Raw genomic sequence first — 25,898 nt, 5'->3', positions numbered from 1 at the left:
GACTTACTGAGGGTCCTTAGAACAACCCCGAGATCGTCCCTTCAGCATCGACGTCGATGTTATTGGCCGCTGGCTTCTTGGGCAGGCCTGGCATGGTCATGACATCGCCCGTGAGAGCAACAATGAAGCCCGCTCCAGTACGAGGCTGGAGTTCACGCACATGTAGGGTATGGCTCTCAGGAGCACCGAGTTGGCTTGGGTCATCAGAGAAGGAATACTGCGTCTTCGAGATGACCACTGGGAAATTTTCCCAGCCGTTGTCTTTGATGTACTTGAGATCTTTGAGTGCTTTGCTGGAATACTCCACTCGTTCAGCCCGATAGATCTCCGTTGCGATGGTTTCAATCGAGGCCTCAACCCCCTTCTCTGGGTCATAAAGTTGGTGTGAGGTGCCCTCGGAGAGGTTCTCCAACAGAAGTTCTGCGAGCTTGATTGCGCCATCGCCGCCCTGAGACCACACATCAGCTTCTTCCAAAGCGACGTTGGCGTCCTTTGCCCATTGGCGCATGAACTCACGCTCGGCGTCTGTATCGCTACCAAAGAGATTGAGAGCTACTACCGGCGTGAGACCGAAACTGCGGAGGTTGTCTACGTGGCGCTCAAGGTTGACCACGCCCTTCTTCAGAGCATCGAGGTCTTCCGTGGTGAGTTCTTCACGGGGTTGGCCACCGTTGTATTTCTGGGAGCGAATGGTGGCCACGACGACAGCACCGGCGACGTCGAGGTCTCCAAAGCGAGCCTTGATGTCCATGAACTTTTCGCCGCCGAGATCAGCGCCAAAACCAGCCTCAGTAAGAACGATGTCACCAAAGCGCATCGCGGTCTGGGTAGCTAAGAGCGTGTTGCAGCCGTGCGCAATGTTGGCGAAGGGGCCACCGTGAACAAAGGCGGGTGTGCCAGCAAGAGTTTGAACCAAGTTCGGGTTGAGCGCGTCGCGCATCAACGCGGTAAGGGCACCTTCTGCGCCCAGCTCACGCGCGGTCACGGGCTTCTGGTCGTAGGTGTATCCGACGGTGATGTCACCAAGGCGCTTCTTCAGATCTGCCAGATCGGTGGCTAGACCAAGAATGGCCATGATTTCCGAGGCCGCAGTAATCGTAAAACCAGTCTCGCCGGGGATTCCGTGGGCAGGACCGCCCAAGCCGGTGACAACGTTGCGCAAGGCGCGGTCGTTGACGTCAATACAGCGCTGCCACGTCACGCGGCGTGGATCGATGTTCAGTGCATTTCCCTGGTGGATGTGGTTGTCAATGATGGCGGCTAAGGTGTTGGTGGCCGCCGCGATGGCGTGAAAGTCACCCGTGAAGTGGAGGTTGATGTCCTCCATCGGTACAACCTGTGAGTACCCGCCGCCAGCAGCGCCACCTTTGATGCCCATGACTGGGCCCTGGGAGGGCTCGCGCAGCGCCACGACGGCCTTCTTGCCGATTTTTGCTAAGGCGTCAGTGAGACCGATCAGGACAGTGGACTTGCCTTCGCCTGCCGGCGTGGGCGATACACCTGTGACGAGGACGACCTTGCCCTTCGCAGGGAAATCGCCGATCTGCGTGATATCTACCTTGGCCTTCGTGCGGCCATACGGGATAAGCGCGGAATCGGGAATGCCGGCGCGGGCAGCAATGTCAGTGATGGGCTCGAGCTCGTGAGCCTGGGCAATGTCAACGTCAGAAGGTTGCGTACTCATGCCCACCAGTTTAGCGCGCCAGAGTGCGGGAATTTGCGGTTAAAGGAAGACACAAGGCCCTCGGCAACCAGTGTGTGCTGTTGACACTCGTTGCCGGGGGCCTTTGTCTGGCATGGCGAGTAGCTACTAAATGATAACTGCGCCGAAGATGTAGCAGAAGAGAATAGACAGAACGATGCTCACGACACCCGGGATGATGAACGGGTGGTTGAACACTGCCTTGCCGATGCGGGTAGAGCCTGTATCGTCCATCTCAACCGCTGCGAGGAGTGTCGGGTAGGTAGGCAGGATAAACAGAGCGGACACAGCCGGGAAAGCAGCCACTGCCGTGAGCGGATTGACGCCGAGGGCCAAGGCGGCCGGCATGAGTGCCTTAGTGGTAGCTGCCTGTGAGTAAAGGAGCGCTGCGGCGAAGAAGAGAACGACCGCCAGCAACCACGGTGCGGAAGCGATGACCTCGCCAGAAAGCTCCTGAATGTCCTCCATGTAGTGGTTAATCAGGGATGTGCCGAGCCACGCAACACCCAATACACAGATGCAGGCGGACATACCAGACTTAAACACCGGAGTGTTGAGGACATCACCGGCTGCAATCTTGGTAACCATCACGATGAGCGTTGCCGCCGTGAGCATGACGGTCATGATCGCCTCGTTGCGAGGCAGCGTCGGTTCCTCAATCAAACCCACCTGCGAGGAAGTGAGAGTGGCCCACAGCATGACGATGACAATGGCGACAAGGAAGATGATGACGGAGGACTTGGCGCCCTTGCTTGGGCTGTAGTTGGAGGAGCCTTGGGGGACCTTTACTAGGCCCTGAGCCTTGCGTTCTTGGTAGACGGGATCATCCTCAAGCTCCACTCCTGAGCGGTTGGCAAACCACGCCGCCGGGAAGATAGCGAGGAAAGTAGCTGGGATAAGAACGGCGAGGATCTGCAGGTAACCAACGCCTTGCGGCTCCAATAGCGAAGCCAGAAGAACCACGGCTGCCGAGATCGGCGACGCACAGATCGCCATCTGAGAAGCTACAACGGCGATGGACAGCGGGCGGGATGGCCGGACTTTGCCTTCCTTGGCTACCTCAACGATCACCGGAAGCGTGGAGAAAGCTGTATGTCCTGTACCAGCGAGCACCGTCATCAGCCACGTGACAATCGGAGCATAGAAGGTAATCTTCTTCGGGTTCTTGCGAAGAAACTTCTCAGCTAGGTAGACCAAGTAATCCATACCGCCCGCGCGCTGCATAGCCGCGATGGCAGCGATCACCGTCATAATAATTCCGATGACGTCGAAGGGAATGTCCTCGCGGGTAATTGGTACTCCGGTAAGACCGAGTAGAAGGACACCGAGGCCACCAGCCATACCAATGCCGATTGAGCCAATACGGGCACCCAAGTAGATCGCCGCAAGGACGATGATGATGTGCACAACAACCATTGTGTGACTCCAATTTTTGCAGCAGAGCTGCACGTTAGGAAGTGGGTCGCGTCAAGCCTGAGTTGGGCCGACGAACGACATTTGACTATTTTTATTCTTCCCTATTCGCGCCCAAAAGTGGACATTTACGCCCGATTGTGTCCACTTACACACCCGTAAGTAGGTGCTTCTCTTCCCGCGGAAGACGCCAAGATGAGGAGAAAACGGAGACAGCGCCCGTGCAAACCAAGAGGGCTGCACAGGCGCTGTCAAGCGCACTTTGCACTTTGCGCCAGTAAGGACTGGCGCAGATGTAAAGCTCTATTCGTCGATGTAGAGCTGGCCGCGGAACTCTGGGTGCATCAGGTTCTCAACGGACAGAACGCGGTTCAGGGTTTCCTCGTCGAGCAGGCCCTTCTCCAGGACCAGTTCCTTGACACCCTTGCCAGTCTCCAGGGACTCCTTAGCAATGAGGTCACCGTTGTGGTGGCCAATGAACGGGTTCAGGTAGGTGACGATACCGATGGAGTTCTCCACGTAAGCACGGCAGACATCGGCGTTAGCGGTAATGCCCTCAACGCACTTCTCACGCAGGGTGTCCACGGCGTTGCCCATAATGCGGATGGACTGGAACAGTGCTTCACCAATAACCGGCTCCATCACGTTGAGCTGGAGCTGGCCAGCCTCAGCGGCCATGGTGACGACGTGGTCATTACCAAAGATCTTGAAGCAGACCTGGTTGACAACCTCTGGGATAACCGGGTTGACCTTACCCGGCATGATGGAGGAACCAGCCTGGCGCGGCGGCAGATTGATTTCCGCCAGACCTGCGCGCGGACCGGACGACAGCAGACGCAGGTCATTACAGATCTTGGCCAGCTTCATGGCGGCGCGCTTGATGGTGGAGTGCAGAAGCACGTAGGCGCCACAGTCGGAGGTGGCCTCAATGAGGTCGCGGGCGGTCTTGATCTCCAGACCCGTGACCTCCGACAGAGCGGCGGTGACCTGGTGGCGGTAGCCAGCCGGGGTATTCACACCGGTACCGATAGCAGTTGCGCCCAGGTTGACCTCGAGGAGGCGCTTCTGCGAGTCACGCAGAATGGCCTGCTCTTCAGCAAGGTTATGGGCAAAAGCCTTGAACTCGTCACCGAGGGTCATCGGCACAGCGTCCTGCAGCTGGGTACGGCCCATCTTCAGGATGTCGTAGAACTCGTTGCCCTTGGAGTGGAACGTGGCCTGCAGCGCATCGATGCGGTCAATGAGGTCTTCCATTGCGTAGTACAGGCCGAGGCGGAAGCCCGTCGGGTAGGCATCGTTGGTGGACTGGGACATGTTGACATCATCGTTCGGGTTGATGACGTCGTAAGCGCCCTTCTCTTCGCCGAGGTGCTCAAGGGCCAGGTTGGCAATAACCTCATTGGTATTCATGTTGAGGGAGGTACCAGCACCACCCTGGAAGACGTCCAGCGGGAACTGGTCCATGCAGCGGCCTTCCTCCAAGATCTGGTCACAGGCCCAGATGATGGCTTCGGCCTTCTTCTTGGGCAGAACGTGAAGGCGGCGGTTGGCCATTGCGGTGGCCTTCTTAACCTGAACCATGCCACGGATGAAGTCCGGGATGGTGTTGATGGTCACGTAGGAAATCTGGAAGTTCTCAATAGCGCGCAGCGTGTGAACACCGTAGTACGCGTTGTTGGGAACTTCCATGGAGCCGAGAAGGTCGGTCTCAGTACGAGTCTTCTTGGTTGTGGTCGACTTCGGGGCCTTGTTGGTGGCCTTCTCCTCAACCTCAGACTTCGTAGCCTTGGTCTCGGACTGAGCATCCTTCTTAGTGGACTTTGCCATGATGGCTGACTCCTTGCATATAAATCGAAGAACGATGGTGGACACCGTCCATCGTAGCTAGGAGTCAGAATAAAATGTTTGGAATGTGCCCCTAAAATCGGGCAATTCGGAGATCCGACGCCAAGATTGCTTCCGCTCCGATTCCAGACAGGCTATCCATAACCTGGTTAGCGAGTTTTCGAGGAACCATAACGCGGACCGCGACCCAGCCCTCGCGGGCTAGCGGGGAGATAGTCGGTCCAGTCAGACCTGGGGTCACCGCTTCAACATCCGGGAGCTTGTCCTCAGCAACGTTGTAATCCAGCATCACGTAATGACGGGCATTGAGGATACCGCGAATGCGGCCAAGAACGACGTTTTCTTCGTCGTTAAGCTCTTCCCCAGCGCGCTTGATGACCACTGCCTCAGAGGTCACGATTGGCTCGCCGAAGGGCTCGAGGCCCTGCTGGCGCAGCGTGGCCCCGGTAGAGACGACATCCGCAATGACGTCAGCCACACCAAGGTGAATAGAAATCTCTACTGCACCGTCGAGACGAATGACCTCGGCTTCAATGCCGTGAGCGGCCAGGTGGTCGCGCACTACGTTCGGATACGACGTGGCAATGCGTTTGCCCTCAAGCTTGGCGACGTCCCACTCCTCACCCGCCGGAGCCGCGTAGCGGAAGGTGGAGGAACCAAAGCCCAAGTCGAGAACCTCGTTGAACTTAGCGCGGGAGTCCTGGGCCAAATCGCGGCCGGTAATTCCTAAGTCCAATACGCCCTGGGCAACATAGATGGCGATGTCCTTTGGCCGCAGGAAGAAGAACTCGACACCGTTGTCCTCGTCAACGACGTTGAGGGACTTATTGTGTCCACGGCCTTTGTATCCGGCCTCCTTAAGAATCTCGAGGGCAGACTCGGACAGTGAACCCTTATTGGGGACAGCAATCTTAATCATGGGAGCGGCTTTCTAGAGATAGCGGTAAATGTCGTCGAGCTTAAGGCCTCGTTTGTGGGCCATGACCTGCAGCCAATACAGCAATTGGGACATTTCTTCGGCGAGTTCCTCATCAGACTCGTACTCGGCGGCAATCCAGACCTCGCCAGCCTCTTCGACGATCTTCTTGCCCAGATGGTGAACGCCTTTGTCATAGGCCCCCACTGTGCCGGAGCCTTCGGGCCGCTCGGCGATCTTTCGGGACAATTCCTCATACAGGCTCTCAAAATTCTTCACAGGTGCATATTCTTCCATACAGGTGCATAGAATTCTGCTCTCCAGCCGAAATTCTTGAGTCAGTGGCTAGGTGCGGATTTGAGCAAACCAAGCATGGACGTCAGCTGCGGTCACACCGTCAAGGTGGCGTGAAGAGTGCAGCTGCGAAATCTCCGTTGCTTCAGCAGGAACCGCAACGTGGTCTCCTTCGGGCAACCCGATGACGACGCAGCCAGCATCAACTGCCGCGCGCATGCCGGCCGCGGAATCTTCAAAGACCAAGCACTCCCCCGGTTCCAGGCCCAAGCGCCGTGCGGCTTCGGCATACATGTCCGGCGCTGGCTTGCCGCGAGGTACCTCATCCCCGCAGATCGTGTCCACAAAATATTCTCGCCCCAAGGCCTCAATGGCCGAGTCGGCGACATAGCGCTCGGTATTCGTCGTCACCATCATGGGCATGCCTTGGTCCTTGAGCTCGCTAAGGAGCTCCGGAATACCCGGAAAGATTTCGAGGTGTTGGGCGAAGAGCGACTTTACATAGTCGAACATCAGCGTACGGTAGCGTTCGGTATCACCTGGTTGCAACGTGACGCCAGCTATATCTGCGCAGATGTTGAGGGTGTCCTCAAAGGTGGCACCCACAGTAGCGAGGCGCTCTGTCGGAGTAAGACGGCGCCCTAGGCTCTCCGAGAGGTGAAAGGTCGCTTCTTCCCACAGTGGTTCAGAATTGGTGAGTGTGCCATCCATGTCCCAAAAGATCGCGGATGGACGTGCAGTCTGCTCAGCCAATTAGAAGTCCAGCTCCGGTAGCTGGGACAGGGCCACGTCATCGGCGCCGGTGGCCGCCGAAGCGGAATGAATGAGCTCGGAGAGCTCTTCCTTTTCCTCCGGCTCAAGCACAGCATCGGCATTCTTCCGGTTGAAGGCCGCGAGATTTTCTACCGACGGTTTAACTGCGGTGCTGAGGATGGAACCCTCTGGATCGTCCGGGAGCTTGTCGAGGTCATCGAGAAAACTTTCCAGAATCTTTCGTAGCTCCGGGAGGACGGAGGCATCGAACGGCGCCTCCCAAAACTCCTTCTCGTCTTCCTTAAGGTAATCACCAGTAGCAAAGGACTGAAGGTTGGAGATGAACTCGTCAACGGTGGGCTGGAATTCTGCGCGAATGCTCATGAGCTAGATAATGCCTGAAGATCCTTAGAGGCGCACGCCCAGCAGAGAATTAACTGCTGTACGCATCACGTCAGCTGCCTCAGCAGCATCGTCATGCTCACCGTCAGGACCGCCGTCGGCCGCGTGGGCCGCCCAATCATCCAGTACCTTCAGTGCACGCGGTGTATCGAGGTCATCGGCCAACGCCGCACGTACGTCGTGGATGACGGCTTGCACGGATTCGAGAGACCCCGGGGTCTTCATGGCCGATCGCCACTGCACCAGGCGGTCCTGCGCCGCGCTGAGGACACTATCTGACCAATCGCGGTCACCGCGGTAATGTCCGGAGTAGACACCCAGACGGATGGCAGAGGGGTCAATTCCTGCCTCCACCAGCTTGTGCACGAAGACAAGGTTGCCCAGGGACTTCGACATCTTCGTGCCGTCAAGACCGATCATTCCGGTGTGCACGTAGAACTGCGCCATGCGGTCCACCTTGAGTGCGGCTTCCGCATGAGCCGCAGAAAACTCATGGTGCGGGAACTTCAGATCGGAACCACCGCCCTGAATATCGAAACTGGAGCCCAAACGGTTGGTGGCGATGGCAGAACATTCGATGTGCCATCCCGGTCGACCAGGGCCGAAGGGAGACTCCCATGCAGGTTCGCCGTCGCGGTGGGCACGCCAGATCAGTGCATCCAACGGATCACGCTTGCCGGGGCGGTCGGGATCACCGCCGCGCTCCGCAAAGAATGTCTCCATCTGCTCGCGCGAGTAATTGGACTCGTAACCAAAGTTGTCGGTCGCCTCGATAGAGGCGTAGATGTCGGGGTACTCGGGGTCGTCGACGACGTAGGCCGCCCCGACGTCGAGAAGCGCCTGCACCATGACAGTGATCTCATCGATGGCCTCCATCGCGCCGATGAAGTGCTGAGGTGGGAACACCGAGAGCAGTTCCATATCGGAGCGGAACAGATTGATCTGGGAGGTACCCAGTTCACGCCAATCCACGCCATCGCGCTCCGCGCGCTCGAACAGAGGGTCGTCCACATCGGTGATATTTTGCGCATAGTTCACCGCATAGCCGTTATCCAACAATTGACGGTAAATAAGATCAAAAGTCAGATAGGTTGCCGCGTGGCCCAAGTGCGTGGAGTCATACGGGGTGATGCCACAGACATACATGGTGGCTGTATCCCCGTCAATATTCACCTGCGATACAGACTTGTCAGCTGAATCATACAGGTGAAGCGGCACGGGTGCGCCAGGAACGGAGTCGACGTGTGGAACGGGCCAAGAATGCATGCCCACAATCCTAACGCGCGCCGAAGTCCACTGGCGCCTCCGGCACCATTGAGAGCCCCGAAAAGGTCTCGTTTAGGGCACCAGTACGCCCAAGGCCAGCAGAATCATGACGAGGATGCCCACGGGGATACGGTAGGCAGCGAACCACTCAAAGGAATGGTTGCCCACGAACTTCAGCAGCCACGCAATGGAGGCATAGCCCACGACGAACGCAATGCTTGTACCCACGAGCAGCTGCATGCCTGTGGCGGACTGGCCCACCGTGGGGCCGAAGGCGTCTTTCAGCGAAAACAGTCCTGACGCCATAACCGCGGGAATGGCAAGGAGAAAGCTGAACCGGGTCGCCACCTCGCGTTCGAGGCCCAGGAACAAACCACCTGAAATAGTGCCACCTGAGCGGGACACACCGGGGATAAGAGCGAGGCACTGGCAGAGTCCCATCACGATGGCATCGCGCATGGTGAGTTCTTCGAAGCTGCGGGTCTTGTTGCCCATGCGCTCAGCCAGGATAAAAACGAAGGAAAAGAGCACGAGCATGGATGCTGTGATCCACAGGTTGCGCAGGTTGTCCCGGATGAGGTCCTTACCAAGGAAGCCGAGGATGCCGATTGGAATGGAGCCGACGATGACCATCCACCCCATCCGGTAGTCTTGCCCGCGCTTGTCCTTGTTGGCTATGCCGATGAACCAGCCTTTGAGTATCTGCCAGATCATTCTGGCGAAGTAGACGATCACGGCCAGCTCCGTACCGAGTTGGATCACGGCGGTGAAGGATGCGCCGGCGTCGTGCCCCCAGAAAAGCGTCGAGACGATGCGCAGATGGCCGGAGGAGCTCACGGGAAGGAATTCGGTGAGGCCTTGAACGAGAGACAGGACAATGACCTGCATCCATGTCATGGCGTCAGAAGCTGCTGTTGTAGTCACTCGCGACAGCCTACTAGTGCGCCCTGCGGCTTCCGGATTTCACCACGCTGACTGCTAGGATGAGGAATCGTGAAAATGAGTCGAGTTCTGCTTTCTTGTGCCCTTCTCACCAGCGTGTCTGCCCTTGCAGCGTGCGATCCCACGGTGGGAGTTGGTGGAGATCCCAACTCAGCCGTCTATGGCCAAGCAGAGCCCGCCGACTCCCCCGCGGCACAGGAACCGGTGGGTAAAGTTGTCGACTTCGACGCAGTGTCAGACACCGTTGCGCTGGACGATGTACTCGCTGTACGGACGAAGAAGACTCTCAGCATAGGAACCCAAGAGGAATTCGAGTCGTCGAAGGCACCGAGCATTGACGTTTCTGAACACTGTGGGGACCTCACCGCTTCGCCTCAACACTTTGTCTTGGCCTGCGGCGATAAAGTCCTGCTGTTTGATCCACAGAAGCCGGATTCCCCACAGGAACTCGCGGTGGAAGAGGAGACCCCAGTGACGGTGGCCGCTGAGGCCTCGACCGGAGAAATCTTCGTCGGCTCGGCGGATTCTGCTTCCATCGGTGTCTATGAGGAGGGCGAGCGCACCGCCGAAATTTCTGTGGAGGGCGGGTCTGATCAGCTTATTTCCGTACCCAATCCCGACGGGGCGGACGGAATCGTGCGCGTCTTGCGTCAAGACTCTACGATTCAGTCGCTTGATTGGGAAAAAGATCGCGCCGGTGGCCGCCTTCGCGTTGGTCAAGGTGTGGGTCAGATCGCCGGTGGTGACGGTGCGGTAGTCGTAGCTTCCGATACTGTGGGCAAGCGCGTCGCTATCTACACAGCGAGCGACGTCATCCGTCTGCACCAATTTGGTAACACCGAGGGCACACCGTGGGCGGTCGCCTGGGATAATGAGCGCACCTTGGCGTGGGTTACCACGACTGACAACAACCTTCTCCACGCCTACTCAGTTTCTACCGGCGTGCCGGAGTTGGTTGGGAGCGTAGCGACGGTTGCGGGTGCGCAGAATATCGCAGTGCTTGGTGACGGCACACTGGTCGCCGCCTCCGCCACTGGTGACGGCCTCCAGTTCATCACCGATGCCAAGCTCAGCTCATCCTAGCTGTGAGCTTCTCACTCGGCTTCACTCTTTTTAGACTTCCACCAGCAACTACGGACCAGAAGGATTCTTCATGCAGTATTCTGCGCTCGACCGCGCTCGCCACGCCGCCTACCAGGTAGCACTCAAGGGGATGTTCCGGCTGAGTCCGGAGCGCATCCACGGCATCATCATCAGTGGCCTTGCCGGACTTCAGGCAGCGGGCCCAGCCAACCGCCTGCTGGCTAAGGTTCTTCCAGTCAACGACCCGGTCCTCGAGCAGGAAGTATTCGGCGTGCGCTTCCCGCGCCCGCTGGGTCTTGCAGCTGGCTTTGATAAGAACGCAGCCTCTCCGGACGCGTGGGCGCCGTTGGGCTTCGGCTATGCCGAGCTGGGCACCATAACTCCGAAGGCACAGCCGGGAAACCCTGCACCCCGCTTGTTCCGACTCAAGCCGGACAAGGGCATCCTCAACCGCATGGGCTTCAACAACGAAGGTGCACTTCATGCAGCACGTAACCTTCGTAAGCGCCGTTATAACGATGTCGTTGGAATCAACATTGGTAAGAACAAGGTGACCGACCCAGAGCGCGCTGTGGACGACTACCGCCAGTGCGCCTCGGTTCTCGGTGACCTGTCGGACTTCGTTGTGGTCAACGTCTCCTCTCCCAATACCCCGGGCTTGCGTGACCTTCAAGCAGTGGAGTCTCTGCGCCCCATCATGGAGGCAGTCGTGGAATCCACGTCGCGCCCAGTCCTCGTAAAAATCGCACCAGATCTCTCTGATGAAGATATCGATGCGGTGGCGGATATGGCCGTCGAGGTCGGGCTCGCCGGAATCGTCGCCACCAACACCACCATCTCCCGCGAGGGCCTCGCTACCCCGGCGGATGAGGTAGCGGCCATGGGTGCAGGCGGAGTTTCCGGCCCTCCAGTAGCGGCTCGTTCGCTCGAGGTGCTCAAGCGGCTCAACGCTCACGTCGGTGACAAGCTCGTGCTCATCTCCGTGGGTGGTATCTCCACTCCGGAAGAAGCATGGGAGCGTATCACTTCTGGCGCGTCACTCCTGCAGGGCTACACCGGCATGATTTACGGCGGACCTGACTGGATTCGCGATATTCATCGCGGCATTGCCCTGCAGATCCGCAACCACGGCCTGAGCAACATCTCTGAGGCCGTGGGATCTGGCTTGGGCTGGATTGACTAACGCACAGTGCGGCGGATAACCGCTGCACACAACGCCGCGCCCACGGCGTAGAGGAACACGACGTACTGCCCCATCGTTGTCAGAACCGTAGTCGGCAGCGCACGGCTCGCGACAATGAGAACAAGGGCAAGAATCAGCGCAATGATTTGTTCGCGACTGCCACGTTGATCGTGCCGCTGGGTGCTAAAGGCCCCGACCAAAAGCGCCGCGCCCACGATGGCAAGGCGTCGCCACGTCCATTCGAAGGTGGCTCCCCACCCGTCCGTGAAGATGGAAATAAGCCCGAAGAGCGCTAGCACAGCGGCCAGTAGGGCGAACGCGCCACCCACACGCAGGCCGGCCGGGATCGATACTCCTTCGGAGTCGGGTTTAGTACTCATTGCGATGAGTTTAACGGGGATCCTTAATGAGCCTCGTACCAACCCCACGTAACTGCACGGCCCAGTGTATGGAAGAAGAGGTTGAAGCCCAACACAGTGGGCGTCGAATCAGGGTCGATGTCCAACTTCTCCACGTCCACCGCGTGAACCGCAAAGAGGTAGCGGTGCGGGGCATGACCAGCCGGCGGCTGTGGCCCGTAGTAGACACGCTGGCCAGAATCACCGCGCAAGCTGATAACGCCCTCGTGACCCAAATCTTCGACAGCGCCAGCCCCTGTCGGGAGTTCACGAACATCCGCCGGGATGTTGAAGGCTGCCCAGTGCCAGAATCCGGAACCGGTTGGTGCATCTGGATCGAAGCACGTGACGGCGAAAGATTTAGTGCCTTCAGGTACATCACTCCACGACAGCTGCGGGGACACATTCTCCGGTGCACGGAAACGCTCTGCAACTTCCGCGCCTTCCTCGATATCGGAAGAGGTCACGGTGAACGCGGGCACGTCTCCCAACGGCGCGTAGGGGTCGGGGCCCGGAAAGCGAGCGTCCGCAGCATAGTTCGGAGTGGAAGCACTGTTGTTGGATGTGTTGCTAGTCATATTTCCTTTGTACCGGACTTCACTTTTGAGCGCGGAAGATTTGACTGACGTCCTCAACACGACTGTTGATCCTCGCTTCTCGCCCTACTGGTCGCGGCACCGACTTCTGCTGACACACACGCTACTTCCATCGGTGTGTTTTAAGCCCTTCAATGAGGGCTTAAAACACGTAATAACGTGGCGATTTGTGTAGTGCACACGAATCGGGATACAGTATGCGAGTGCCCAGCCGAGAGGCTGAACAAACACCCTAGCCCGGGTGGCGGAATGGCAGACGCGCTAGCTTGAGGTGCTAGTGTCCTATTAACGGACGTGGGGGTTCAAGTCCCCCCTCGGGCACACTGTGAAGTCTCGAGACATCGTGAATACGATGGCTCGGGACTTTTCGTTTCACGCTCATCACGCAGTGAAACCGGGTCCTTTTGAAGGGACCCTTAACCCCCTTTTCTAGACACACTGAGTGCGGTGTGAAGCGTCGGGAGAAAGCTCTCCGATTAAAGGGCGCCACTGGGGATTGTTGGGACGGTACAGTAGATTGCGTTACATGGGCCACGAAGCTCGTGTCCCCCTACCTATCCGTTCGTACCCAAGGAGCACCGGATGACGGTAACCTTTACTTACCTCGACCCTTTTACAGCACAGCGCAAAGTTATTGAAGCCCCAGAGGGCTCGGAGTATGTAGTTGTCAAGCGCCGCGGCGAGGCTGTCGTTGACGGTGAAGTCATGAGCTTTCATGCCACGCACGCAGAAGCCCGTGATGCTGTCATGGCAGGACTAACAGAAGAGTTCAAGACTGCGGTGGATAATGAGCCCATCTATGTCACCCATGCGCGCCTCCGTGGTGAGTTTGCTCGCTATGCCACCCGCTAGGCGCGGGAATAAGTTCTCACCACGCTCCGTAGCTTGAGCCACATAGGCCACGTTTGTGGAACGCTTAGGACGTTTCCACAGCCGTGGCCTTTTTCTTTCCCTCAATGTAGCTGTAAAGGCTCTTAATAACGATCGGCGTCACAGAGAGAGCAACGATGAGAAGCATGATCTTCTCAATCGAATCTGCGATGCCGGGGATGGTGCCAAGAAAGACACCGACCATATTCATGGACGCTACCCATGCGACGGCACCACTGACGTTCCACCCCACAAAGTTCTTATACTGCATCCCTGCTGCGCCGGCAGCGACGGGAACGAAGGTGCGAACAATCGGGACGAAGCGGCCGAGAATCAATGCGAGAGGTCCGTGCTTGCGGAAGAAATCTTCGGCTGATTTCAGGTACTCCAGCTTGAGAAGTTTCGCTTCATCTTTAAATAGTCCGCGGCCCCAGCGGTGGCCAATCCAATACCCCACTTGGTCTCCCGCAACAGCCGCAGCAATGCCGACAAGTACAAGCAGCCAGATTGACACATGCAGGTCTTCTCGGAGGATTGCTGCGGTCACCAGCAAGGAATCTCCCGGAAGGAAGGGAAAAAGCACACCGGACTCCACGAAAACTACTAGTGCGATGCCGGCGATAACCCACGGACCAAAGGCTTGCAGGAGGGTCGCCGCGTCCATGTATGACGCAAGGTGATGGATCGTGTTCACGGGGAACTCCTTGTGAGATGCTCGTCGAGATAATCGACGAAGGATGACGTGCGCGGACGACGAAAAGTAGTGCGTAGTCGCATGCACGGAGCTTTAATCAGTTAAGTATCGCTCCAGCGACCTCCACTTATAGCGATCAGAATCGGCATTGACAGATACTTAGTGCCAATCCTTCAGACAAGACACAGATGGTAGGAGCATTCCTCTATGCCGATAGATGGCGCAGTGACGCGCATGGTTGACGGCAGGTTAGGCTAAATACCTTATGAATTCAGGATGGGTAAACAGTTTCGGCGATTACTGTCGGTCGTTGATGCATTCCGCGTGGCACGACGTTCGCGGGTGGACGTGGCATCGTTGGGCCATAGTCACAGTTGCTGTAGCAGTGTCAATAGCTCTCGCAACGCTTGTAGACGTCCCATCCATCGGCGCTCTTCGCTCTTGGTCGGAGAACCTCGGCAGTTGGTTTATCGCAGCGTTCATCGCCGCCTATGTTTTCTTCACGCAATTTCCTATTCCACGAACCGTGTGGACACTGGCCGCAGGACTCCTCTTTGGGCCTTGGCTGGGACTCGGCATATCTCTGGTGGCTTTGACCATCTCTGCGACGTTGTCACTCATCATTGTCCGTAGTCTTCTTGGCGAGTGGATTCGCCCGCACTTGAGCCACCCAGCAGTAAATAAAATCAACGTCCGTCTCGAACGCCGCGGATGGCTAGCCATAGCCTCACTGCGCCTGGTCGCAGGAGTTCCATTTTCCTTATTAAACTATGTTGCGGCGTTGACGCCCATTCCCATAACCCAGTTTGTTCTCGCCACGCTCATCGGGTCCATCCCCACAACCGCCATCGGAGTCTTCTTTGGTGATGCCCTTACAGGTCAAACCGATCCCCTGACCGTGATAGCGCTCATCGTAGCTGCCGCGCTAGGTGTGGCAGGTCTTGTTCTCGACACGCGCTTGCCCGCCACCCCAGGCGTGCAAGGTTCGGTCAAGCGCGAGGAGTAGACTTGGGCTTGTTTCACGTCGAAAGGAGTTCCCCACAGTGCTAGCAGTCCACGCGCGCTACCGCGGCCGTTCGGTGCGCCGCGCCGAATTGGTCCAACGTTCAGCCGCTGCCCTATCCACCTTGGATGGCATCGGTGAATTCGAGGTCCTAGGTGTGGAGGATATCTGCGCTGTGGCCTACTCGGCGTCCTCGATCTGCGATGTTGTCATGGCCCTACTTGCAGATGGCGATTGGGCCATCGGAATAGGCGTTATCCCCGGCGAAGACGCCAGCGACAAGGAAACTCGCGCAGTAGCTACGGCTGCATTGAAAGGCTCTGCACGCGCCGGCCACGTTTACGCCAAGGTTGACCGCCGTGGTCGTGCAGCTGAGGCCAATGACATCGCGGCCACTTTTGCACTCCTTGGTTTCGTCCTCAACAAACGCACCATGGAAGGCCGGGAAGCTACCTCGCTAGTGCGCGGGGGCCTCAACCAGAATGAGGCAGCTGAGGAGCTTGGAATCTCCAAGCAAGCCATGTCCCAGCGCCTGCAAGCGGCCGGCTGGGCTGCTGAGACCGCCGGTTGGCAGCTCGCGGTTAACCTCATCGAGCGTGCCAACACGACGCACTAGACGCTTTCTTTATAGCAAGTCAGCTTTCGAGAGCTCCGGAGTGGTTACAAAGTCCACAAGCCGTTCAACCGCGCCAATCAGCGTGGAATCGAGATCTCGGAAGGAATTCACCGCGTTGTAGACGCGGCTCCAGCCTTCCTTCGGATCGGACCAGCCCACTCGCTGGCAGATCCCCGTTTTCCAGTCCTCGCCATAGGGAACCTCTGGCCAGACCCGCAGCCCAAGACGCTCCGGCTTAACTGCTGCCCAAATATCGATGAAGGGATGTCCCGTCACGAGCACGTGCTCGCCGACAGTCTGGGTCATACGCGTTTCTTTAGAGCCCTCGACTAGGTGGTCTGCCAGTACACCAACGCGGCGGCCGGGGCCCGGCTGAAACTCTGCGAGGCGCTCCTCTACGTTGTCGAGCCCTTCAAGGTATTCAACGACAACACCTTCCACCCGGAGGTCATGGCCCCAGACCTTTTCCACGATCGCGGCATCGTGGATTCCCTCTACCCAGATGCGAGAGGGAGCAGCTACCTTGGCCTCAAGATTTTCCACGCGACGCGAGCCTGAATTGGATTTGCGGGGTGCCTGCTTCTCCACGTAGCGAGTCAGAGTCACCGGCTGGCCTTCTACCAGAAACCCACCCTTGACAAGGTTGAACACTCGCTCGACACCGTAGCGGTCCTCCAGTCGTACCACTGGGCCCCAGGCCGTCTTGTCAACGCCCATGACCGCCCCCACGAAGTCATCTCCCCGAACCTCGACGACCATGCCTGGCTCTGCAGGAACCTCTGGGTAGTCCGGCTTCTTCGTGCGTGCGTGACCGGAGAAAATATCTCCGCCATACGGGTCTCGGGGATTCATGCTCATAGCGGTCTACCCTATCGTCTACACTGGCCAGCCATGGATATGCGCGCCGAGGTCTGGTCCCCTGTTCAAAATGTCGCCGTATGGCTCGGAGCATGGCTCTGGGGCAAAGAATCGACGGATGATTTCCTCGACGCCATCGTGGAGCTCGGCGGTCAACAAGCCGGTCCAGACGGTGCAGCCTTCGTTGACCTTCTCGCTCGCCTTCGCCGCGAAACTACTGAGATCATTGATCGCCGTGAACGCGAGCCTCTGCTGCGCCTTGTTCTTTCCGGCCCCGGTGAGGCGCCAGCTCTGCCCGCCGGATCTGAATCCGCTGTCGCGGTAGCACATAACCCAGCCGGGGCCATTGTGGTGCGCACCAACGATCGGGATCACCACGTGGTTCTCGTTCCAGCCTATGCAGACGGAGCAACTATCTGGACTGCCATCGACGAAGACTCTCCACTGCCCGCACCGTCATGGTTAAGCCCGGGCGATGCCGATGCCCTTCTGAGCCGCGCAACTAACGAGTCGGCCGCGCTCATTGAGGCTACTGGCTACCGCAGCGACGTTCTCCCGAATCCTCGACTAACAGTGGGAACCCTGAGTGATTTCTATGACACCCCGGGGTTGCCCTCGGCAGTGCCTGAGCGCGCGGCCAAACTGTTTGCGCGTGCGGATCGCGTAGCCGCCATCATCGAAACCGTGACGGACCGTATCAACGATCACAGCCTCGATCCTCAGCTTCTCAGGCTCTGGCGTCACATTCGTCAAGCGCGAATGGCCGGGGTGGCCTACGCACTCAGCGATTTTGCCCGGTGAGCTGGGTACGCAGGTAGGTTTCCTGGATGCCTAGTGTGCCTTTTTCAGCGACCAAATATCGCAGCAACCTTCAGCGCACGGAGCACCGTTAACGGTGCAGCCCTGCACGGTGACGTTGCCTAGTGACTCAGGCTGTGAGCCCTGTTCTAGCTCATCCACAAGGTCGATGATCAGTGATGCGAACTGTTGGGAAGGACCTGCGGTCCGGGTGCGGTGCACACTGACACCCATCTCACCGGCGGCATCCTGCAACTCTGAATCGAGATCCCAGATGACCTCCATGTGATCGGAAATGAAACCGATCGGGCAGACCACTACAGCTTCAATGCCATCGTTCTTATGAATCTCGGTGGTGTGATCGACAATATCGGGCTCAAGCCAGGGAGTGGCCGGGTTCCCGGAGCGGGACTGCCACACGAGGTCGTACTCCTTGACGCCGGCGGCTTCGGCGACAAGTCGAGAGGCTTCTGCAACCTGACGAGAATAGATGTGTTTATCGCCTTCAGCGCCTCCTACGGAGTCATGAGCCGTGGGCACCGAGTGCGCAGTAAAAAGCATGCGCGTCTTCGGTAGCTTTTCCTCCGCTACTTCCGCGTAAGCCTCACGGACCGCGTCCGCCATCTCGCCCACGAACTTCGGATGATCGAAGAATTGGCGCAGTTTAGTAAACGTGATCTCAGGGTATCCCTTGTCCGCGACGTAGTCACGCAGTTTGGTGATGTCCTCATCATACTGGCGGCAGGCACTGTATCCTCCCCAGGCCGACGTAGCGAACACTGCGACGTTGCGAACCCCGTCTTTCGCCATCTGGTCGACGGCTTCTGTGCCGAAAGGGTGCCAGTTACGGTTGCCAAAATACACGGGTAGATTATGTCCGCGATCTTTCAGCTCAGACTCGAGGTTGGCAATGATATCGCGATTGAGGGCGTTAAGAGGGCTAACGCCGTCAAAGTGGAAATAGTGCTCGCCCACTTCTTCCAAGCGCTCGCGCGGGATGCCTCGCCCGCGGGTCACATTCTCCAAAAACGGGACGACCTCCTCGTTTCCTTCCGGGCCACCGAAAGAAAGAACGAGGAGGGCGTCAAAAGTGGAGGGTGCTTGGCCAGTGCCGAAGCCAGCACCGGGGGCCGTACGCTGTGTTTCAGTCATGCCGCCCAGTTTAGCAACGCGCTAGTCTAAAGTAGGCGCACGGCATACGGGGACATTCCGCCTTGCCGTACTGGGGTGATGCTGACATTTTGACCGGACTGTGGAGCCTCAACCATGGTGCCATCACCAAGGTAGATCGCTACGTGCTGGTTGCCACTGGGGCCATAGAAGATAAGGTCACCGCGTTCCATCTCGCTGGTCGGAATCTTCTCACCCTTCTGGTACTGATAGCCGGTGTAGTGCGGTAGAGAGATGCCCACGCCGGCGAAAGCATAGAGCACGAGACCGGAACAATCGAAGCCAATCTTGTTGTAGTCGCCGTGAGAGTCAGCGACGCCGCCATCGCGAATACCCTGGGTCGGTCCGTTTGCGTCGCCGCCACCCCATGCATAAGGAACGCCAACCTGAGAAGTAGCGCGCTGGATGACGGTTTCTATCTTCGCCTCACGGGAAGCATCACCAAGCTTGGAAGTGGCCTTGTCCGTGATGCTATCGGTCGTTTCGAGTTCCTCAAGAACGTCCGACACGTCAGAGGCAAGAGAGTCCTCATCTTCGAAGTCCCCTTCACCACGTGTGCCCCACGAGTTCGACGTAGATTCCGTGGAGGTTTCCTCGGATGTCGTTGTGTCTGCAGTGCTTGCCGACGCCTCTTGGTTCGATACCGACTGCGTCGTCCCCGTCGCTGACTGCTCCGATTGAAGGGCAAAGAGCTTCGATGACCCCTGGGCTAGTGCATCGATTTCATCGGGAGTGAGACTGTTGCTGTGGCTGGGTTGGGACGCTGCCACAATGGAGGCAACGCTACCCACGACGCCGATGCCCAGAGCGACGGTTTCGGGGTCAAGTGATGTCGGATCAAAGGAACTTCCTCCCGCATGCTCCTTACGGTCTGCAGACTTCGAGGACAATTCCTTCACATTCGGATCGGACGACAAGGTATCCGCTGCGCTAGAGAGCTCCTTCATCTGCTCTGGCGATACCGAAGGGCTGGTTTGCTGCGCTTGGAGCGTACGGTTGCGGGCCTCAACCGCGGTCGGCCCCTCGGCGACAGTAGATTCTTCAGTTGCGACGGAAGCTGAAGCGCTGGAGGACGCCGAAGGCTCCTCAGGCTTCTTTGCCTCCTCAGTCGGCTGGTCTTCCGCGGCCGGGTCTTCTGTGACCGGTGCCGTGGTCCCATGGACACCCCGATCCGCTTCGGTCAAGCTCTCGTCCTGGACGCTAGGTCTAGTCGGGACGGTTGACTTATCTTCTTCGTCAACGCCCTTAGCTTGATTTAAAGCCTCATGGAGCGATGTAAGCTGAGAGAGCAACTCGACACGCTCGGCTGCCGATTCTTCGATTGACGCTTCAGAGTCTGTAAGCGTCTGGCGCGCTGAAGCTTCCGCCTCAGTGGCCTGCTCCTCACGCCGTTCAGCAAGTTGTTGAGTCTTCCGAAGCTGAGACTCCTTGTTTGCCTTCTTGGTTCGTTCCTGCTCGAGCTGGGCTAGTACGCCCTGCTGCTTGTCGGATTGCGAACGGAGAAGAGCCTGGCGCTCAAGCATGTCGGAGCGAGCGTCTTTGCCGGCTGCACGAGAGACCGAGTCAGAGGTGTTTGCTCGGCGGTAGGCAGAGCGTGAAATATCGTTGAGCTTTGCTTGAGCCTGAGCTACCTCGTCCTCTGCCAGGCTCAGTTGCTCGCGGGCCGTCGTCGTGCCGCGACGCGCCTGTTCGGCCTTCGTGCGAGCATCATTGAGATCAACGAGCGCTCGGTTGACTGCCTCACGGTGTGAGCCAATCGCGGCCTCGGCCTCAGCAATGCGTTCCTCTACCTGAGCGATAGCCCCTGCAAGGTCTGCGATGGATGGGTTGTCAGACGACAACAGCTGCTTGATGTTGAGTTGCTCTGGTTCCGCCGCTATGGCTGGCGTGACTGATGAGACTGTAGACAATACGGCTGTGGTCGCGATGGCAGTAAACGCTGCCTTAAAGCGACGAAAGCCAAAGGATGAAGTGGTGGCCACGAGAAATATCTCCTCGACACCTACCCAGTTTCCTACCTGCCCTAGGCGCGACAGCAATAGCGCACGCTCGACCCGGGCGCCGGTTACTGCGACACGGGAGAGTCAAGGACAACGGATACGGGGGCACTTCCGTACTACATGCGCTTCTTGAGCAATTCTTTAGGGAAAGAAAGGCATGCCAAAGGAGGGAATGGAGGTCGTCCGGTGCGGACGCACTCATCTGAGACCCTGTCAAAAGCGTGGTTAAGCTACAGCCAATCGGGGTGTACACCAACGCTAAGACCCGGACCATATGAGCGAGGCAGCAATAGGAGCCTCACCCATGGTCCCGATAGCGAAAGGGGCACACGTCACTCGAAGGCCATCGCGCTGGGAGGTTCCTCCTCGCCGAGCGCCCCGCGCATAAAGCATCCTTCTCCGCTGCGCGCGGAGAATGCCCCTATGGCTGGCACCCGACCGGGAACCGACAGGGCGAGAAGCCGCGGCACTTCTCTGCACGGAGCGCACAGGAAGCGAAAAGGAGCCTCTCCCATTCGGAAGGTAGGTGTCTTGTTTTGAAAAAGTCGAACACTGGTACCGACTGCGGCGAGGAACCCGTAACGCTGCGTGCTTGTGAAAGCACGGCGCTCATTTGCCAGACGGTGAACCTCAACTGCCGTATTCGCTCGTGGCGTGCTTCCCCACATACCCGTGCGTCGTCTCAGTTGAGAGTCAAGGCTTGGCCCATGAACACATGAAGCAAGAGTCAACCCGTGAGTCGATACGTGAACCATACGTCACCGACACGCCATTCCGCACACTTTCCTCATTTTTCACATGAGTTAAGTCCAGCCACAGGCCCTTACAGAAGTACCTAACCTGCAATGATTTTGTTACCAAGGTGTGATTGTGACGTTCCTCACATAGCTGTAACACGGCCCGTACCAGCGCAATTTTCATCCAGGGCGAAGCGGCAGTCAGTCGCAGTTCATGCTTAATGTGGGCTGCCGACGCGGGATCTCTTTGACTCTTCCCTCAAGCCTGTTGGACAAGTCTTGAGCCTTGCCCGCCTTTCAGCTGAACGACGTCGGGTGTCGATTGAATCCGGCATCCCGGCCACTCGTCGGGCGGGCAGTCCCCGAACGCGGCACAGCGCCAAAACCACTCCCCCACCCTCAAAGTAAAGCCTTAGTGGTTGACTCGTTCGCCTCTTCCCCACTCTCCCAGGGTGGCCGAATCACTCGCGCAAGGCGCATGGCCACCCCGCTGTCCCCGATGAAATCCCCTCGAAACGTTACTTTTAAACTTCAAACTGTCTGTCCGACTGTAGGACAGTTTGAGCACAGATCTCGGCAACGGATTAGTGTGAGATGAACCGGTGATCGTGGGCGGCGCTTCGGAAAGCCATAGCGCCCGCCAACACCGCTAGGCAGAAAATTGTTCCCAGGATGGCAAGCCATGGCGCCGAGAACCCATCGGCCGATGCGTAGAAGTCATTGAGGAGTGTGGCCTGATCGAGGCCTGGGGGCAGCGAATTCTCAGCGGCTTCGAGCGCTGCCCGGTCATAGGAGTTACTTACCGCCGACACCTTCATGGGGGCTTGAAGGATGACGGTGTCGAGACCAGTCTCCTTTTGTAGGGCGGTCGCTAGATCTCGTAGATCGGGAATCTTTTCAGGAAAGACATCAACGACCGCTACCCCGTGATTGGGACGGAGGGACTCGGCGATGGGTTCCTGGAGGGCGTCGTCAAGCGCCAGTTCCGGATTAGAGAAGGCTACGCCATCTTCCGAGAGCTGCTCGGCGATGTTATCGACGTCTACGCCAGCCGGGATCATGAGTCTCTCCTTCATCTCTGCCCGCCTGAGCCTAAACCGAAAGGCTCTGGGTGAAGCTTGTGACGCGCCGGTACCCCCGAAATGGATGAAACAGAACGCCCGTACTGTTATAGTGGCACCAACCGTGGGTTCCAACCTCTACAATGGTTTAGGAACCTTCGCGTTCTGAGAACGTCGATGCGCCGAACTCCTCCGGATGCCGGCATCACCTCGATGAGCTCGATGAACATGTTAAAGGTGTTCGACAACCCACAAGCGAAAACCAAGGAATGGAGCTCCCTGTGACTGAAAGCCTGAACTCCTTCGGTGCCAAGAAGACTCTTGATGTCAACGGTAAGTCCTACGACTACTTCGATATCAACGCGGTCGAGGGCCTGGAGAAGCTGCCGTACTCCCTCAAGGTGCTGGCTGAAAACCAGCTGCGCTACGAGGATGGCAAGAACGTAACCAAGGACCACATTAACGCTTTGGCGAACTGGGATCCGTCCGCTGAGCCGGACACCGAGATCCAGTTCACCCCGGCCCGCGTCCTCATGCAGGACTTCACCGGCGTCCCCTGTGTCGTTGACCTTGCCACCATGCGTGAGGCCATTGCCACCCTTGGTGGTAAGCCGGACCAGGTGAACCCGCTTAACCCGGCAGAGATGGTTATTGACCACTCCGTTATTGTTGAGGCCTTTGGCTCCTCCGACGCTCTGGAGAAGAACGTTGAGATCGAGTACGAGCGCAACCAGGAGCGCTACCAGTTCCTGCGCTGGGGTGCTGAGAACTTCTCCAACTTCCGCGTTGTGCCTCCGGGAACCGGTATTGTCCACCAGGTCAACATTGAGTACCTCTCCCGCGTCGTCTTCGACAACGAAGGCGTTGCTTACCCGGATACCTGTATTGGTACTGACTCCCACACCACCATGGAGAACGGCCTGGGCATCTTGGGCTGGGGTGTCGGCGGCATCGAGGCCGAGGCTGCCATGCTGGGCCAGCCGGTCTCCATGCTTATCCCGCGCGTCGTCGGTTTCAAGCTCACCGGCGAGATTCCGACCGGTGTGACGGCTACCGATGTTGTTCTGACCATCACCGAGATGCTCCGCGAGCACGGCGTGGTCCAGAAGTTCGTCGAGTTCTACGGCAACGGTGTGAAGTCTGTTCCGCTGGCTAACCGTGCCACCATCGGCAACATGTCCCCAGAGTTCGGCTCCACCGCTGCGATCTTCCCGATCGACGAGGAGACCATCAAGTACCTCGAGCTCACCGGCCGCCCGCAGGAGCAGATCGACCGCGTAGAGGCCTACGCCAAGGCTCAGGGCATGTGGCTCGAGCAAGACGCTCCGGAGGCTAAGTACTCCGAGTACCTCGAGCTGGACCTGTCCACTGTTGTTCCGTCCATCGCTGGTCCGAAGCGCCCGCAGGACCGCATCCTCCTTTCCGAGGCTAAGGAGCAGTTCCGTAAGGATCTGCCGACCTACGCTTCCGGTGACGTCGTCGCTGACGAGACCACTCTCGCCGCAAAGCGCATGACCTCCGAGGGTGGCGACGAGAACTCTCTCGTTGACGTCACTGGCGGTCTGAACAAGTCCCGCGCTGGTGAAGGTGAGTCCGCTGCCAAGGGCGGCTCCGGCCGTCAGTCCAACCCGGTGACCGTCACCTCCCCGAACGGCGGCGAGTACACCCTGGACCACGGCATGGTTGCTATCGCATCCATCACCTCCTGTACCAACACCTCTAACCCGTCCGTCATGGTCGGCGCCGGCCTCATTGCCCGCAAGGCAGCTGAGAAGGGCCTCAAGTCCAAGCCGTGGGTCAAGACCATTTGCGCTCCGGGTTCCCAGGTTGTGGACGGCTACTTCCAGCGTGCAGACCTGTGGAAGGACCTGGAAGCCCTAGGCTTCTACCTCTCCGGCTTTGGCTGCACCACCTGTATCGGTAACTCCGGCCCGCTGCCGGAAGAGATCTCCAACGCCATCAACGAGCATGACCTGGCTGCTACCGCAGTCCTGTCCGGTAACCGTAACTTCGAGGGTCGTATCTCCCCGGACGTCAAGATGAACTACTTGGCTTCCCCCATCATGGTTATCGCTTACGCTATTGCCGGCACCATGGACTTCGACTTCGAGACCCAGGCGCTGGGCCAAGACCAGGACGGCAACGATGTCTTCCTTAAGGACATCTGGCCTTCCCCGCAGGAGATCGAGGACACCATCCAGCAGGCTATCTCCCGCGAGCTCTACGAGGCTGACTACGCTGACGTCTTCAAGGGCGATGACGCATGGCGCAGCCTGGACGTTCCGGAGGGTGAGACCTTCGAGTGGAACGAGGACTCCACCTACATCCGCAAGGCTCCGTACTTCGACGGTATGCCGACTGAGCCGGAGCCGGTCGAGGACATCAAGGGCGCTCGCGTTCTGGCAAAGCTCGGTGACTCCGTCACGACCGACCACATCTCCCCCGCCTCCTCCATTAAGCCGGGCACCCCGGCCGCTCAGTACCTTGATGAGAACGGTGTGGAGCGCCAGGACTACAACTCCCTGGGTTCCCGTCGTGGTAACCACGAGGTCATGATGCGCGGTACCTTCGCCAACATCCGCCTCCAGAACCAGCTGGTCGACGTTGCTGGCGGCTACACCCGCGACTTCACCCAGGACGGCGCACCGCAGGCCTTCATCTTCGATGCTTGCGAGAACTACAAGGCTGCTGACATCCCGCTGGTCGTTCTGGCCGGCAAGGAGTACGGCACCGGTTCCTCCCGTGACTGGGCTGCCAAGGGCACCAACCTGCTGGGTGTCAAGGCCGTCATTACCGAGTCCTTTGAGCGTATCCACCGCTCCAACCTCATCGGTATGGGCGTTATCCCGCTGCAGTTCCCGGAGGGCGAGTCCCACGAGTCCCTCGGCCTCGACGGCACCGAGACCTTCGACATCGATGGCATCGCAGCCCTCAACGAAGGCGGCATTCCGAAGTCGGTACACGTCACCGCCACCAAGGAATCCGGCGAGACCGTCGAGTTCGATGCCAAGGTTCGCATCGACACGCCTGGTGAGGCCGACTACTACCGCCACGGCGGCATCCTGCAGTTCGTGCTGCGCCAGATGGTCAAGGCCTAAGAAGGCTCAAGCCGCTTTGAGAGCCCACCAGGTGGGCTCTGCATAGCTCAGCGGAAGGCCGGCTAGCAACGAGATGAGTGCTGGCTGGCCTTTCTTTATCCACAAAGCTTTCCATTTACCGAGTCGTTGGCATGTAGTTCCCTACTCGGTTCCCCTCCCTTACCCGCTATCGTTGCGGCAGTTTCGTGCCGCGCTTCCTT

At 58.3% G+C, this 25,898-nt stretch carries 23 protein-coding genes and 1 tRNA gene; 8 read left to right on the top strand and 16 right to left on the bottom strand.

Annotated elements, in window-relative coordinates; translation table 11 throughout:
• Positions 1-16 precede the first annotated feature (16 nt).
• From CSING_RS06735 to CSING_RS06695, 9 genes are all read right to left on the bottom strand, one after another.
• Positions 17-1,684 (bottom strand): formate--tetrahydrofolate ligase, encoded by a 1,668-nt coding sequence (locus CSING_RS06735; protein ID WP_042530839.1) that lies wholly within the window; start codon positions 1,682-1,684, stop codon positions 17-19.
• Between the two features lie 126 nt (positions 1,685-1,810).
• A complete protein-coding gene (locus CSING_RS06730) occupies positions 1,811-3,118 on the bottom strand; it encodes an anaerobic C4-dicarboxylate transporter (protein ID WP_042530837.1) in 1,308 nt (435 codons plus the stop codon).
• Positions 3,119-3,418: 300 nt separating this feature from the next.
• Positions 3,419-4,942, bottom strand: a complete 1,524-nt coding sequence (aspA, locus tag CSING_RS06725; RefSeq protein WP_042530835.1) for an aspartate ammonia-lyase — start codon at positions 4,940-4,942, stop codon at positions 3,419-3,421.
• 91 nt (positions 4,943-5,033) lie between these two features.
• Positions 5,034-5,879 (bottom strand): ATP phosphoribosyltransferase, encoded by an 846-nt coding sequence (gene hisG / locus CSING_RS06720; RefSeq protein WP_042530832.1) that lies wholly within the window; start codon positions 5,877-5,879, stop codon positions 5,034-5,036.
• Between the two features lie 12 nt (positions 5,880-5,891).
• Positions 5,892-6,173: a phosphoribosyl-ATP diphosphatase gene (locus CSING_RS06715; protein WP_201773936.1), complete on the bottom strand. Its 282-nt coding sequence runs from the start codon at positions 6,171-6,173 to the stop codon at positions 5,892-5,894.
• Between the two features lie 48 nt (positions 6,174-6,221).
• Complete coding sequence (locus CSING_RS06710; RefSeq protein ID WP_042533241.1) at positions 6,222-6,881, bottom strand: HAD family hydrolase; 660 nt, start codon at positions 6,879-6,881, stop codon at positions 6,222-6,224.
• A 42-nt stretch (positions 6,882-6,923) separates the two neighbouring features.
• A complete protein-coding gene (locus CSING_RS06705) occupies positions 6,924-7,307 on the bottom strand; it encodes a hypothetical protein (protein ID WP_042530828.1) in 384 nt (127 codons plus the stop codon).
• Between the two features lie 24 nt (positions 7,308-7,331).
• A complete protein-coding gene (mshC, locus tag CSING_RS06700) occupies positions 7,332-8,591 on the bottom strand; it encodes a cysteine--1-D-myo-inosityl 2-amino-2-deoxy-alpha-D-glucopyranoside ligase (protein WP_042530826.1) in 1,260 nt (419 codons plus the stop codon).
• A 72-nt stretch (positions 8,592-8,663) separates the two neighbouring features.
• A complete protein-coding gene (locus CSING_RS06695) occupies positions 8,664-9,488 on the bottom strand; it encodes an undecaprenyl-diphosphate phosphatase (RefSeq protein WP_186302181.1) in 825 nt (274 codons plus the stop codon).
• A gap of 141 nt (positions 9,489-9,629) precedes the next feature.
• Here CSING_RS06695 and CSING_RS06690 point away from each other — a divergent pair, with 141 nt between their 5' ends.
• Both CSING_RS06690 and CSING_RS06685 read left to right on the top strand, forming a co-directional pair.
• Complete coding sequence (locus CSING_RS06690; protein WP_236683938.1) at positions 9,630-10,616, top strand: NHL repeat-containing protein; 987 nt, start codon at positions 9,630-9,632, stop codon at positions 10,614-10,616.
• Positions 10,617-10,686: 70 nt separating this feature from the next.
• On the top strand, positions 10,687-11,799 hold the full coding sequence (locus tag CSING_RS06685) for a quinone-dependent dihydroorotate dehydrogenase (RefSeq protein ID WP_042530821.1): 1,113 nt from the start codon (positions 10,687-10,689) through the stop codon (positions 11,797-11,799).
• Here CSING_RS06685 and CSING_RS06680 read toward each other — a convergent pair.
• Together CSING_RS06680 and CSING_RS06675 are read right to left on the bottom strand one after the other, a co-directional pair.
• Complete coding sequence (locus tag CSING_RS06680) at positions 11,796-12,179, bottom strand: hypothetical protein (RefSeq protein WP_042530820.1); 384 nt, start codon at positions 12,177-12,179, stop codon at positions 11,796-11,798. The two genes, CSING_RS06685 and CSING_RS06680, sit on opposite strands and share 4 nt — an antisense overlap.
• A 23-nt stretch (positions 12,180-12,202) precedes the next feature.
• On the bottom strand, positions 12,203-12,775 hold the full coding sequence (locus CSING_RS06675) for a YbhB/YbcL family Raf kinase inhibitor-like protein (protein ID WP_042530818.1): 573 nt from the start codon (positions 12,773-12,775) through the stop codon (positions 12,203-12,205).
• A 253-nt stretch (positions 12,776-13,028) separates the two neighbouring features.
• On the opposite strand from CSING_RS06675, the gene CSING_RS06670 reads away from it, so the two are divergent.
• Together CSING_RS06670 and CSING_RS06665 are read left to right on the top strand one after the other, a co-directional pair.
• Positions 13,029-13,114 (top strand) — tRNA-Leu (locus CSING_RS06670).
• Between the two features lie 261 nt (positions 13,115-13,375).
• On the top strand, positions 13,376-13,645 hold the full coding sequence (locus tag CSING_RS06665) for a hypothetical protein (RefSeq protein WP_042530816.1): 270 nt from the start codon (positions 13,376-13,378) through the stop codon (positions 13,643-13,645).
• Positions 13,646-13,709: 64 nt separating this feature from the next.
• Here CSING_RS06665 and CSING_RS06660 read toward each other — a convergent pair whose 3' ends face one another.
• The gene (locus CSING_RS06660; protein WP_236683937.1) at positions 13,710-14,357 is read right to left on the bottom strand and encodes a DedA family protein; all 648 of its coding nucleotides are present in this window, start codon (positions 14,355-14,357) and stop codon (positions 13,710-13,712) included.
• 265 nt (positions 14,358-14,622) lie between these two features.
• On the opposite strand from CSING_RS06660, the gene CSING_RS06655 reads away from it, so the two are divergent.
• Positions 14,623-15,363 carry a TVP38/TMEM64 family protein gene (locus CSING_RS06655; protein WP_042530814.1) on the top strand — a complete coding sequence of 247 codons (741 nt, stop codon included), beginning with the start codon at positions 14,623-14,625 and terminating at the stop codon, positions 15,361-15,363.
• Positions 15,364-15,400: 37 nt separating this feature from the next.
• A complete protein-coding gene (locus CSING_RS06650; protein WP_042530811.1) occupies positions 15,401-15,976 on the top strand; it encodes a MarR family transcriptional regulator in 576 nt (191 codons plus the stop codon).
• Positions 15,977-15,985: 9 nt separating this feature from the next.
• Here the strand turns inward: CSING_RS06650 and CSING_RS06645 are convergent, their stop codons facing one another.
• On the bottom strand, positions 15,986-16,828 hold the full coding sequence (locus tag CSING_RS06645) for a DUF3097 domain-containing protein (protein WP_144403162.1): 843 nt from the start codon (positions 16,826-16,828) through the stop codon (positions 15,986-15,988).
• Positions 16,829-16,867: 39 nt separating this feature from the next.
• Here CSING_RS06645 and CSING_RS06640 point away from each other — a divergent pair, with 39 nt between their 5' ends.
• Positions 16,868-17,635 (top strand): hypothetical protein, encoded by a 768-nt coding sequence (locus CSING_RS06640; RefSeq protein WP_042530807.1) that lies wholly within the window; start codon positions 16,868-16,870, stop codon positions 17,633-17,635.
• Between the two features lie 30 nt (positions 17,636-17,665).
• Here CSING_RS06640 and CSING_RS06635 read toward each other — a convergent pair whose 3' ends face one another.
• From CSING_RS06635 to CSING_RS06625, 3 genes are all read right to left on the bottom strand, one after another.
• Positions 17,666-18,784 carry a ferrochelatase gene (locus tag CSING_RS06635; RefSeq protein ID WP_042530806.1) on the bottom strand — a complete coding sequence of 373 codons (1,119 nt, stop codon included), beginning with the start codon at positions 18,782-18,784 and terminating at the stop codon, positions 17,666-17,668.
• Positions 18,785-18,810: 26 nt separating this feature from the next.
• Positions 18,811-20,784, bottom strand: coding sequence for a DIP1281 family NlpC/P60 protein (locus tag CSING_RS14070; RefSeq protein WP_042530804.1), 1,974 nt, complete (start codon positions 20,782-20,784; stop codon positions 18,811-18,813).
• Positions 20,785-22,123: 1,339 nt separating this feature from the next.
• Positions 22,124-22,615, bottom strand: coding sequence for an Rv1476 family membrane protein (locus tag CSING_RS06625; protein ID WP_236683936.1), 492 nt, complete (start codon positions 22,613-22,615; stop codon positions 22,124-22,126).
• A gap of 266 nt (positions 22,616-22,881) precedes the next feature.
• On the opposite strand from CSING_RS06625, the gene can reads away from it, so the two are divergent.
• On the top strand, positions 22,882-25,698 hold the full coding sequence (gene can, locus CSING_RS06620) for an aconitate hydratase (RefSeq protein ID WP_210385396.1): 2,817 nt from the start codon (positions 22,882-22,884) through the stop codon (positions 25,696-25,698).
• The last annotated feature ends 200 nt before the right edge of the window (positions 25,699-25,898 follow it).

The sequence above is a fragment of the Corynebacterium singulare genome, assembly GCF_000833575.1.
Classification (GTDB): domain Bacteria; phylum Actinomycetota; class Actinomycetes; order Mycobacteriales; family Mycobacteriaceae; genus Corynebacterium; species Corynebacterium singulare.
The sequence above is the reverse complement of the archived record's forward strand: the minus strand, read 5'-3'. Positions and strand labels throughout refer to the sequence as shown.

What these genes read in the sequence shown, in the direction of transcription:
- CSING_RS06735 (WP_042530839.1), bottom strand. Translation starts at nt 1,684, where the DNA reads ATGAGTACGCAACCTTCTGACGTTGACATTGCCCAGGCTCACGAGCTC.
- CSING_RS06730 (WP_042530837.1), bottom strand. Translation starts at nt 3,118, where the DNA reads ATGGTTGTTGTGCACATCATCATCGTCCTTGCGGCGATCTACTTGGGT.
- aspA (WP_042530835.1), bottom strand. Translation starts at nt 4,942, where the DNA reads ATGGCAAAGTCCACTAAGAAGGATGCTCAGTCCGAGACCAAGGCTACG.
- hisG (WP_042530832.1), bottom strand. Translation starts at nt 5,879, where the DNA reads ATGATTAAGATTGCTGTCCCCAATAAGGGTTCACTGTCCGAGTCTGCC.
- CSING_RS06715 (WP_201773936.1), bottom strand. Translation starts at nt 6,173, where the DNA reads ATGGAAGAATATGCACCTGTGAAGAATTTTGAGAGCCTGTATGAGGAA.
- CSING_RS06710 (WP_042533241.1), bottom strand. Translation starts at nt 6,881, where the DNA reads ATGGATGGCACACTCACCAATTCTGAACCACTGTGGGAAGAAGCGACC.
- CSING_RS06705 (WP_042530828.1), bottom strand. Translation starts at nt 7,307, where the DNA reads ATGAGCATTCGCGCAGAATTCCAGCCCACCGTTGACGAGTTCATCTCC.
- mshC (WP_042530826.1), bottom strand. Translation starts at nt 8,591, where the DNA reads ATGCATTCTTGGCCCGTTCCACACGTCGACTCCGTTCCTGGCGCACCC.
- CSING_RS06695 (WP_186302181.1), bottom strand. Translation starts at nt 9,488, where the DNA reads ATGACATGGATGCAGGTCATTGTCCTGTCTCTCGTTCAAGGCCTCACC.
- CSING_RS06685 (WP_042530821.1), top strand. Translation starts at nt 10,687, where the DNA reads ATGCAGTATTCTGCGCTCGACCGCGCTCGCCACGCCGCCTACCAGGTA.
- CSING_RS06680 (WP_042530820.1), bottom strand. Translation starts at nt 12,179, where the DNA reads ATGAGTACTAAACCCGACTCCGAAGGAGTATCGATCCCGGCCGGCCTG.
- CSING_RS06675 (WP_042530818.1), bottom strand. Translation starts at nt 12,775, where the DNA reads ATGACTAGCAACACATCCAACAACAGTGCTTCCACTCCGAACTATGCT.
- CSING_RS06665 (WP_042530816.1), top strand. Translation starts at nt 13,376, where the DNA reads ATGACGGTAACCTTTACTTACCTCGACCCTTTTACAGCACAGCGCAAA.
- CSING_RS06655 (WP_042530814.1), top strand. Translation starts at nt 14,623, where the DNA reads ATGAATTCAGGATGGGTAAACAGTTTCGGCGATTACTGTCGGTCGTTG.
- CSING_RS06645 (WP_144403162.1), bottom strand. Translation starts at nt 16,828, where the DNA reads ATGAATCCCCGAGACCCGTATGGCGGAGATATTTTCTCCGGTCACGCA.
- CSING_RS06640 (WP_042530807.1), top strand. Translation starts at nt 16,868, where the DNA reads ATGGATATGCGCGCCGAGGTCTGGTCCCCTGTTCAAAATGTCGCCGTA.
- CSING_RS06635 (WP_042530806.1), bottom strand. Translation starts at nt 18,784, where the DNA reads ATGACTGAAACACAGCGTACGGCCCCCGGTGCTGGCTTCGGCACTGGC.
- CSING_RS06625 (WP_236683936.1), bottom strand. Translation starts at nt 22,615, where the DNA reads ATGAAGGAGAGACTCATGATCCCGGCTGGCGTAGACGTCGATAACATC.